Here is an 8,068-nt window from a genome sequence, read left to right as displayed (position 1 = left end):
GACAAGGCGCGGCGCGCGCTCGGCGCCGGCGCGGCGGTCGTGCTGGACGCGACCTTCTCGACCAGGTTCGCGCGCGCCGCCGCCGGCCGGGTCGCGGCGGAGGTTGGCCTCGCCTTCGACGGCCTTTTCCTCGAGGCGCCGCTTTCGGTCCGGCTCGCCCGCGTCGAGCAGCGAAGAGGCGACGCCTCCGACGCGGATATGGGCGTCGCGCGAAGGCAACAGGCCGATCCGCTCCGCGAGCGGGGGTGGGCCGCGATCGACGCCTCGGGCTCGCTCGCGGAGACGGTGGCGCTCGCCGCCAATCGGCTGGGTGCCGAGCGCGGTTCGGCGCGTGGATAGGTCCGGGGACAACCGGGTGAATCGCGGCCCCCTTCACCCGATCGGGTCGACGCTGGCCCTTTGCGATCCCGAATCGAGCCTTTTCAAGGGTTTGCGGCGGATTTTTCGGGCGGGCGCCACGGCCGAGGCGGGCCACCTCCCAGCGACCACGCGCCTCAAGGAGCCCGCGATCCCCGGACTTTGATCCGGGGACCTCTCGAAGAGCTTGCCCCCGAGCTTGGCGAGGGGACAGTCCAATGCGAGGCTGAATCGAGCCTTTTCAAGGGTTTGCGGCGGTTTTTTCGAGCGCCCCAACGGCCAAGGAGCGCGTCCCGTTCCCGGCGACCTCGAGTCTCAAGGAGCCGACGATCCCTGGACTTGACCGACTGTTCGCGACTCAGGGATCGGTCGCGGCGACGGACGACCGGCTTCGGCGGGTTCGGAGGGTCTCCCGTTTCGGCTCTGGAGACAGCTTGGCGCTGTTTGCCGAAGTTTGCAAGAAATTGTTTCCGAAAAAGTGGAAGGCCGGCGGCGCCGCGTCAGGTCGATTGGTTGAGGTTGCCGGTTCCGCCGTCTCCGAACGGACTGCGGCCGGGGCGCTGACCTCCTGGCGCCATCCGACCAGCTTGAAGGACCCCAAGGAAGGCCCGGAAAAACCTTGACCGCCTTCGAGAATTCATAGTTACTCCCTGTTCATGCCGGGTTCAGTTGAACGCCGGCATGACAACGAGCGCGCCCGGCGAGTCGGCCGGGAGGTTCCGGCCTTCGAGTCGTAGGGCTGGGCGACCGGATGGAACCATCGGGGAGTTGATATGAGAATCCAAGTGTTCAGGGCTGCGGCGGCCGCGTTTCTCGTGGCGGCGGCCATGGGCCTGACGGCGACCGGCCCCGCTGAGGCCCAGAGCGTCATGAAGGAATGCGGCAGCGAGTGGCAGGCCGCCAAGGCGAACAACACCACGAACGGCCAGACCTGGCAGGAGTTCCTGAAGGGTTGCCGCGCCCGTCACGCGAGCGCGCCGGCCGCAGCGCCCTCAGCCGCGCCTGCGGCCGTTCCCGCCGCCGCCCCAGCGCCCGCGCCGATGGCGCCAGCGCCCGCCCAGACGGCCCAGCCGGCGCCTGCGCCGATGGCGCCAGCGCCGATGAAGCCGATGGCCAAGCCGACCGGCGCCGGTCAGTTCAGCACCGAAACCGAGGCGAAGTCGCGTTGCCCGAACGATACGGTGGTGTGGCTCAACATCAAATCGCACATCTATCACTATCCGGGCACCCGCAGCTACGGCACGACGAAGCAGGGCGCCTACATGTGCGAGGCTGATGCGGTGGCGGCTGGCGACCGCGCCTCGAAGAGCCGGATCGGCAAGAAGGCCCAGCAGTAGTCATCGCCGGCTCCCCTTTCGCGCGGGCGTTGCGCCGCTTCGTCCCGTAGGACGAGGCGGCGCTTTGCGTTTCGGCGGTCGCAATCGGCCGTCCCTTCCCCGGGCGCCGCGTCCCGGCGCGGGCAAGGTTTTCGCCTGCCGTCGCTCACGAACGGGACGCCGGCGACATGGCCGCCTCGTCGATCCACACGGTCATGCCCGGCTCCAGCCCGGGCGTCGGACCGATCGGATCGGCGCGCAGCAGGAACGCGTTGAGATCGTGATCCCCGACGGCGCGCGCCGCGCGCCAGACCGCGAATTCCCCCAGCGGCCGGAGTTCGGTGACCCTGGCCTTGAGCCGATCTCCCGCCACCGTTCGCAGGGCGAGCTTCGAGCCGATGGTCACGCCGGCCAGCCGGTCTTCGCGGATGGTGAAGCTGAACCAGCGGTCGCTCGCCAGACCCATCGTCAGCACCGGCTGCCCGGGGACGATCGCCTCGCCGGGCTCGGCGACGACGAGGCGCGCGACGCCATCGGCCGGCGCCGTCAGCGTCGTCTTGGCGAGCTGAGCCGCGACGTCCGCGACGGTCGCTTCGCTAAGGGCGACCTGGCTCCGGGCGATGGCCAGTTGCTCCTTGGTCGGTCCGGCTTTGCTCTCGGCCAATGCGGCTTGGGCTTGGTTCAGACTCGCTTCCGCTTCGGCGAGCGCGGCGGCGTCCTCGTCGTACTGCTGACGGCTGGCGAAGGCGTGGGCGGTCAGCGTCGAGACCCGTGCGAACTGCTGCCTGGCGAGTTCGAGGTTCGAGGCGGCGATCTCGACGCTCTGCCGCGCGGTATCGAGCTCCTCTTGACGCACGCCGGCCTCGACGTTGGCGAGATTGGCGCGCGCGGATTGCAAGTTCGCCCCCGCCTCGGCCAGCGAAGCGGCGGTCTCGGGGTCCGAGAGCTCCGCCAGCTTATCGCCCTTGCGCACGGGCTGTCCCGGGGTCACGGCGAGGGCCTTGAGCCGGCCCGACGCGTCCGGCGCGATGCGGATTTCGGTCTCGTGCACGACGCCGACCAGCGGGGGCTTTGGCGAATGCTGGGTCTCGTAGCGGTAGCCGACCGCGGCGGACGCGCCGATGGCGACCACGGCGAGAAGGACCGCGGCCAAGCGGGTTCTAGCGTTCATGACGCGCCTCGTTGCGATTGGCGATGTGGGTCGCCGCGACCGCCATGAGGCCGTAGACGACAGCAAGGATCCAGAGCGTCGTCCAGTCCCGCCTTACATCGAGGAGGCTCGCGCCCATCTGGTTGACGCGGATGAATCCGTCGATGGCGGACGTGCTCGGAAAGACGCGGCTCGCGGCGCGGATGAAATCCGGGATCGCCTCGACCGGCCATGAGACGCCGACCATGAAGAACAGCGGCAGGCTGACCGCGACGAGCAGCAGCACCGCCGTTTCGCGGCGCCGGAACCCGGCGCCGACGAACTGCGCCAGGAAACTGACCGACAGGACGAACGGAACCGCCAGGAGCGCCAGGTCCCCGACCCGTCCCAGCGTCGAGAAGCCGTATACGCGCGGCAGCACGATCAGATAGAGCGCCAGGCCCGGGACGGAGAAGACGAGGTGGGCGAGCGCCTGGCCGAAGACGGCGCGCGCGCCCGATCGCAGCTGGCGGCTGATCCGACCCGTGCGCTCATACGCCGCCCCGCCGATCGACGCGACGCCGAGCAGCAGCGTCTGCTGCAGGATCAGCACGAATGCCGCGGGAACAACATAGGCGGCGTAGCCGCCGGTCGGGTTGAAGAGCGGCTCGGACACGGGCTCGACGGGCGAGGATCGGACCTGCGCCGCATAGGCGAGGCTTCCGTCCGTGCGCGCGCCGCGCAGCGCGACATCGATGGATGCGGTCGATGCGGCCTCGGCAATGCCCTGCAGGGTCTGGCTGTAGAGCAGGAGGTAGGCCGCATCGACATAGGCCGCAATGCGCGCCTGTTCGCCTCTCAACACTTGGCGCTCCGTGTCCTTCGGGATGGCGACGATCGCATAGACGTCGTGCCGGTCGAGCAGCGCCTGGGCCCCCGCCAGCGTGTTCGCGCGGGCCGTCACGGCTAGCGACTGATCGGCGTTCAGGGCCTGGACGAAATCCCGGCTGAGCTCCGTCTGGTCCTGGTCGACGACCGCGATCGGAAGGCTGCGCAGAACTTCGCCAAGATAGGGCTGCGGATAGAGGAGCCCGTAGATGACCGGCGCGAGCACGATCAGGCCGAATACCGACCGGTCGCTGAGGATCCGCACCGCTTCGTTGCGCATGGCGACGGCGACGCCGCGTCCGTAGCGCACCGGCGGGATCGGCGCGGGCTCGCGGCGGATCGGCGTGCCGGCGATCGCGCGAAGCCTGAGCCACGCCAGCGCGAAGTAGAGGCCGGCGAGGCCGCCGAGAATCATGAACGGCCGCACGGAATCGGATGGCGGCGCGCCTCTCGCCGCCTGATCGAACAGGACCTGCAGATACCAGCGCAACGGCAGGATCGAGCCCCAGGCGCGGGCGAAGCCGTTCATCGCCACGATCGGGAAGCCGACACCGGCGAATCCGAAGGCGGGATTGCAGAATATGGCGATCAGGCTCAGGCCCGTGGCGAGATTCTGCGTAAGCAGAACCAGGAGCGCGCCGAACCCGAGATAGCCGAGGATGTGCAGGACCGCGGCCGCCGCGACCATCACGGGGTCGCCGCGAAACGAGACGTCGTAGAGCGCATGGAGGATGGCCGCGACGACGACCTCCATGATGATGAAAAGGCCGAACAGCGGCAGGAGCTTGCCGATCAGCGCCACCAGCGGACGGCCGCCCGCGCTCTGCAGCCACGCGCGCTTGCTTCGGCGCGAGAACTCGGAGCCGACGGCGTAGCCCGCGGCCAGCGCCACGACGACGTGAAGCACCGTCGGCAGGATCGCGCGCAGCAGGAACTGCGCGTAGTTCAACGCCGGGTTCGAGAGAACGTATTGCTCGGCGACGAGCGCGCCGGGCTTGTAGCCGCCGCCGTCCGCGCCGCGCGGCAGCGTAGCCGTCGCCGCGGCGACCGCGTTGGAAATCGCAGAGTTGGCGTTGTTGCCGGGCGTGTAATACTGGCGGTTGTACAGCGTCACGATCTGCGGGCGCTGGCGGGCCAAGAGGTCGCGTTCGAAATTCTCGGGAATGTAGACGACGGCGATCGCCTCGCCGGAGCGGATCGCGTGCATGGCGGTCGTCATGTCCCCCGAACGCTCGGCGACAGTAATCCCAGGCGCGGAGCCGAGCGCCTGGACGTATGTGAGCGAGGTCGCCGAACGGTCGGCGTCGACGACAGTGACCCGGAGATCGCGGATGACCGCGTTAGAGAAAATCAACGTCAGCAGGGCGAAGGCGATGACCGGGACGATGATCGAAAGCACGAGGGCGACCTCGTCCCTCCGCATCCAGCGCAGTTCGCGGGTGGCGACGAGAAGCAGTCCTGGCCGTGCCGGCGCCTTCATCGGGACGCGCCCGTCGGCCACTCGGCGTAGACGCTCATCCCCGGCCGCAGAGCGGGCAGCGGCGTGACGGGATAAGCGCGCACCTCGAAAGTCCGCAGATCGAAATCGCCGGTCGCGCGCGTTGCGCGCCAACCGGCGTATTCGCCGCGCGCGGCGATGAGTTTGATCTCCGCCGTGATCGGCTGGTCGCCGAGCGCCGGCGCACGCATGGTGAAACGGTCTCCGACCTTGAGTCCGCGCACGAGGTCTTCGCGGAGATTGAACCGCAGCCAGACGTCGCCGAGATCGACCAGCGAAAGCAGGGGCACGCCGGGCGAGACGTATTCCCCGATCTCGGCGCCGATCTGATAGACCTGCCCGACGATCGGCGATTTGACCACGAGCTCGTCGACCTGGGCCTTGATCGTGTCGACGCTCGCCTGCGCCTTGACGACGTTGGTCTGGGCGATCGCTCTTTCTTCCTTGGTCGCGCCGTTGACCGCCTCCTCGTACGCGAGCCTCGCCTCGTCCTGTTTTCTCTTCGCGACTTCCAGCGAATTCGTCACTTCGTCGAGCCTCTGCAGCGGCGCGTTGCCCGAACCGGCGAGTTCCTTGATGCGGTCGTAGGTTTTTTGGGCCAGGGTGTAATTCGCCTCCGCCGCCTCCTGGTCGGCCTTGCGCTGGGCGATGGTCTCGGCCCGCGTGCCGGCCAGAATATTGGCGAGCTGCGCGGAGGCGACGTCGACTCCGGCTTGCGCCTGGCGCCACTTGGCGACAAGCTCGGGATTGTCGATGTGAAACAACAACTGTCCGGCGGAGACGTTCTGCCCGCGGTCGACGGGACGCTCGCCGACGCGGCCGTCGATGCGGGCGGCGATGTCCACCCGGGTGGCGTCCGCTTCGCCCTGGACGATCAGCGGCTGGGGCCGGGCCAGGTACCAGATCGACAAGCCGACGATCCCGGTGAGCGCCAGCGTGACGATCGCAGCGGAGGCGATGGCCGACCCTGACGCCCGCTCAGGCTTGGGCTCTGTCGGGGCGGAAGCCTCGGGCGTTGGAATCGGCGCGTTTTCGTTCATGCGGCCTCCGGCGGGTTCTCGCCCGCCGATCACGTGGGACGCGCCGGCCAAGGCGACCAATCACGAGGACAGATCGATGAAATCTGAAGCGTAAGCGGCCTAAGTCGGGGCGCCGAGCGTCCATCAAAACGAGGAAAGTTGCAAATGCGGCGGTCCGGACTTGGGGGGGACTGCGCCGCTCGGGGCGCTCTTCCTGCTCAATGGTCAGGGATTGGAGTCCTAGATCGTGAACCGAGTTTCACCGCCCCGCCGTCGAGGAGGGAGCGTCACCGTGGAACAAAGAACCAGCAGCAGGCCGGACGGAATCCACATCAGGAGGCCGCCGAGCTGCTGGTCCTCAAGCCCGGTCAGGCCCCAGGCCACCGTCGTCAGTTCGTGGACCCTGTAGAAGGGCGCCGTGGCGAAGGTCAGCAGCGCCGCGAGCAACGACATCTGCAACCCGATCGCCAAAACGATTGAGAAGGCGAGGCGACCCGGAGCGCGGAACACAGCGACCCACAGGACCAACGCGGCGCCGAACAGGGTTGCGTGCATGAGCCCATAGGCGAGGTTGTTCTCGAGCGTCTCGTCGTAGGCCGAAGGACTGTGCCAGAACCAGAAGACCACGGTGAAGGCGATCACGACGATGAGGGCGATCTTGCCGCCGATTTCCTGTCGTCCGTAAAGCGAGCCGAGCAACCCGCGCACAACCAGCGGCGCGGCGACAAGCGTCAGAACCATGTGCTGGACGGTCCGCGCGGAGAAGAGGGCGACGCTGACGCTGCAGAGCGGCGAGACAAAAGCGAGCGCCAGAATGAGCCACCCGCTCACGAAGAAGGCCAAGTCCCCCCGGCGCTCTCGCACCCTGCCGATCAGGACGACGCCCGCCGCGAGCGTTGCAAGAAGGCCCGTGAGAAGATGGGGATCGAGGTTCCACACCTCCTGGCCCGGCGCTGGCGCAACCCCGCAATAAGGAACAAAGCCTTCCGCCATCGGGCTCTCCATATTGCTCGGCAGCCCGTCGCCCTAGTGGACCTTCACTCCCCATTAAACCGCCGACCCGCGGACGAATCTATGGCAGGATGCGGTGAGGTGCGCCGGGCAACGCGACGCCAAGATGACGCCTGCGAACAAGTCTTGGTTCCCGTAATCAGCCGCCCTTCTGGCGATGAGTCGGTCGACGTCGACTGCGAAGGCCGACCGGGCGGACGTCGGGGCGGCAAGACGGCGAGTCTAACCGAAATCGCTCCCGGTCTCGCGTCCTCAGAGCCGCAGCCTGATCCCGTCCGCCCCGGACAGTTCGACCGTCCGCGTCTCGTCCTCGGGCAGGATCACGCGTATCTCGGAATAGGGCAGGGGGTAATCGCCGCGCGCCCCGACCTCGACGCGCACTGTGCTCGCTGTCCAGCTCAGCGCGATCGTCACGCGGGTCGAGGCGTCGACGAGGGAGAGGCCGTCGTCTTCAAAGAGCGCAGCATTCGACGCGCCTTCGCTGGCGCCGGGAAAAACGCGCAAGGCCCGCGAGGGCTCGTCGTGCAGGCGCGAAAAATCGTCGCCGCTGTCGGTCGTGGCGACGATCGCTCCGGCCGGCGCGAGCAGCGGCAGCCGATCCAGCGGCGCCGGGATCGTCGCGCTCCGACCCGCCGCGTAGACGCGCCCGGTCCAGAAATCGCGCCAGCTTTCGACGCCCGCCGGGAGATAGACTTCGATCTCGCGCGCGCCTTCGCGCATCGCGGGCGCCGCGAGCAGGCAGGGGCCGAACATCGCAGCGTCCGCGTCGGCGAATGAGGCGGGGTCGTCCTCGAAGGCAACGAAGGCCGGCTTGAGCAGCGGGACATGCGTCTCGTGCGCCGAGACCATT

7 protein-coding genes and 1 pseudogene are annotated in these 8,068 nt (G+C 68.3%); 3 read left to right on the top strand and 5 right to left on the bottom strand.

Going from position 1 to position 8,068, the window contains the following annotated elements; all coding sequences use genetic code 11:
- From ACLP25_RS20225 to ACLP25_RS20215, 3 genes are all read left to right on the top strand, one after another.
- A partial coding sequence (locus tag ACLP25_RS20225; protein ID WP_442470952.1) for an AAA family ATPase occupies nt 1-339 on the top strand: 339 nt, incomplete at its 5' end.
- Nucleotides 340-791: 452 nt separating this feature from the next.
- Nucleotides 792-980, top strand: a complete 189-nt coding sequence (locus tag ACLP25_RS20220; RefSeq protein WP_442470951.1) for a hypothetical protein — start codon at nt 792-794, stop codon at nt 978-980.
- A 150-nt stretch (nt 981-1,130) separates the two neighbouring features.
- Nucleotides 1,131-1,694: a hypothetical protein gene (locus tag ACLP25_RS20215; protein ID WP_442470950.1), complete on the top strand. Its 564-nt coding sequence runs from the start codon at nt 1,131-1,133 to the stop codon at nt 1,692-1,694.
- Between the two features lie 145 nt (nt 1,695-1,839).
- Here ACLP25_RS20215 and ACLP25_RS20210 read toward each other — a convergent pair whose 3' ends face one another.
- From ACLP25_RS20210 to ACLP25_RS20190, 5 genes and pseudogenes are all read right to left on the bottom strand, one after another.
- A complete protein-coding gene (locus ACLP25_RS20210) occupies nt 1,840-2,844 on the bottom strand; it encodes an HlyD family secretion protein (protein ID WP_442470949.1) in 1,005 nt (334 codons plus the stop codon).
- Entirely contained in the window at nt 2,834-5,170 is a 2,337-nt protein-coding gene (locus tag ACLP25_RS20205) for an ABC transporter permease (protein WP_442470948.1), read from the bottom strand. Before ACLP25_RS20205 ends, ACLP25_RS20210 begins: the two co-directional genes overlap by 11 nt.
- Entirely contained in the window at nt 5,167-6,228 is a 1,062-nt protein-coding gene (locus ACLP25_RS20200; RefSeq protein ID WP_442470947.1) for an HlyD family secretion protein, read from the bottom strand. The genes ACLP25_RS20205 and ACLP25_RS20200 overlap by 4 nt, the downstream gene beginning before the upstream one ends.
- Before the next feature lie 219 nt (nt 6,229-6,447).
- A complete protein-coding gene (locus ACLP25_RS20195; RefSeq protein ID WP_442470946.1) occupies nt 6,448-7,200 on the bottom strand; it encodes a cytochrome c oxidase assembly protein in 753 nt (250 codons plus the stop codon).
- A 270-nt stretch (nt 7,201-7,470) separates the two neighbouring features.
- A pseudogene (locus ACLP25_RS20190) lies at nt 7,471-8,068 on the bottom strand (hypothetical protein); the annotation flags it as partial.

The organism is Roseiarcus sp. (assembly GCF_052145395.1).
Taxonomy (GTDB): Bacteria; Pseudomonadota; Alphaproteobacteria; order Rhizobiales; family Beijerinckiaceae; genus Roseiarcus.
This window is presented reverse-complemented; position numbering and strand designations above follow the sequence as displayed.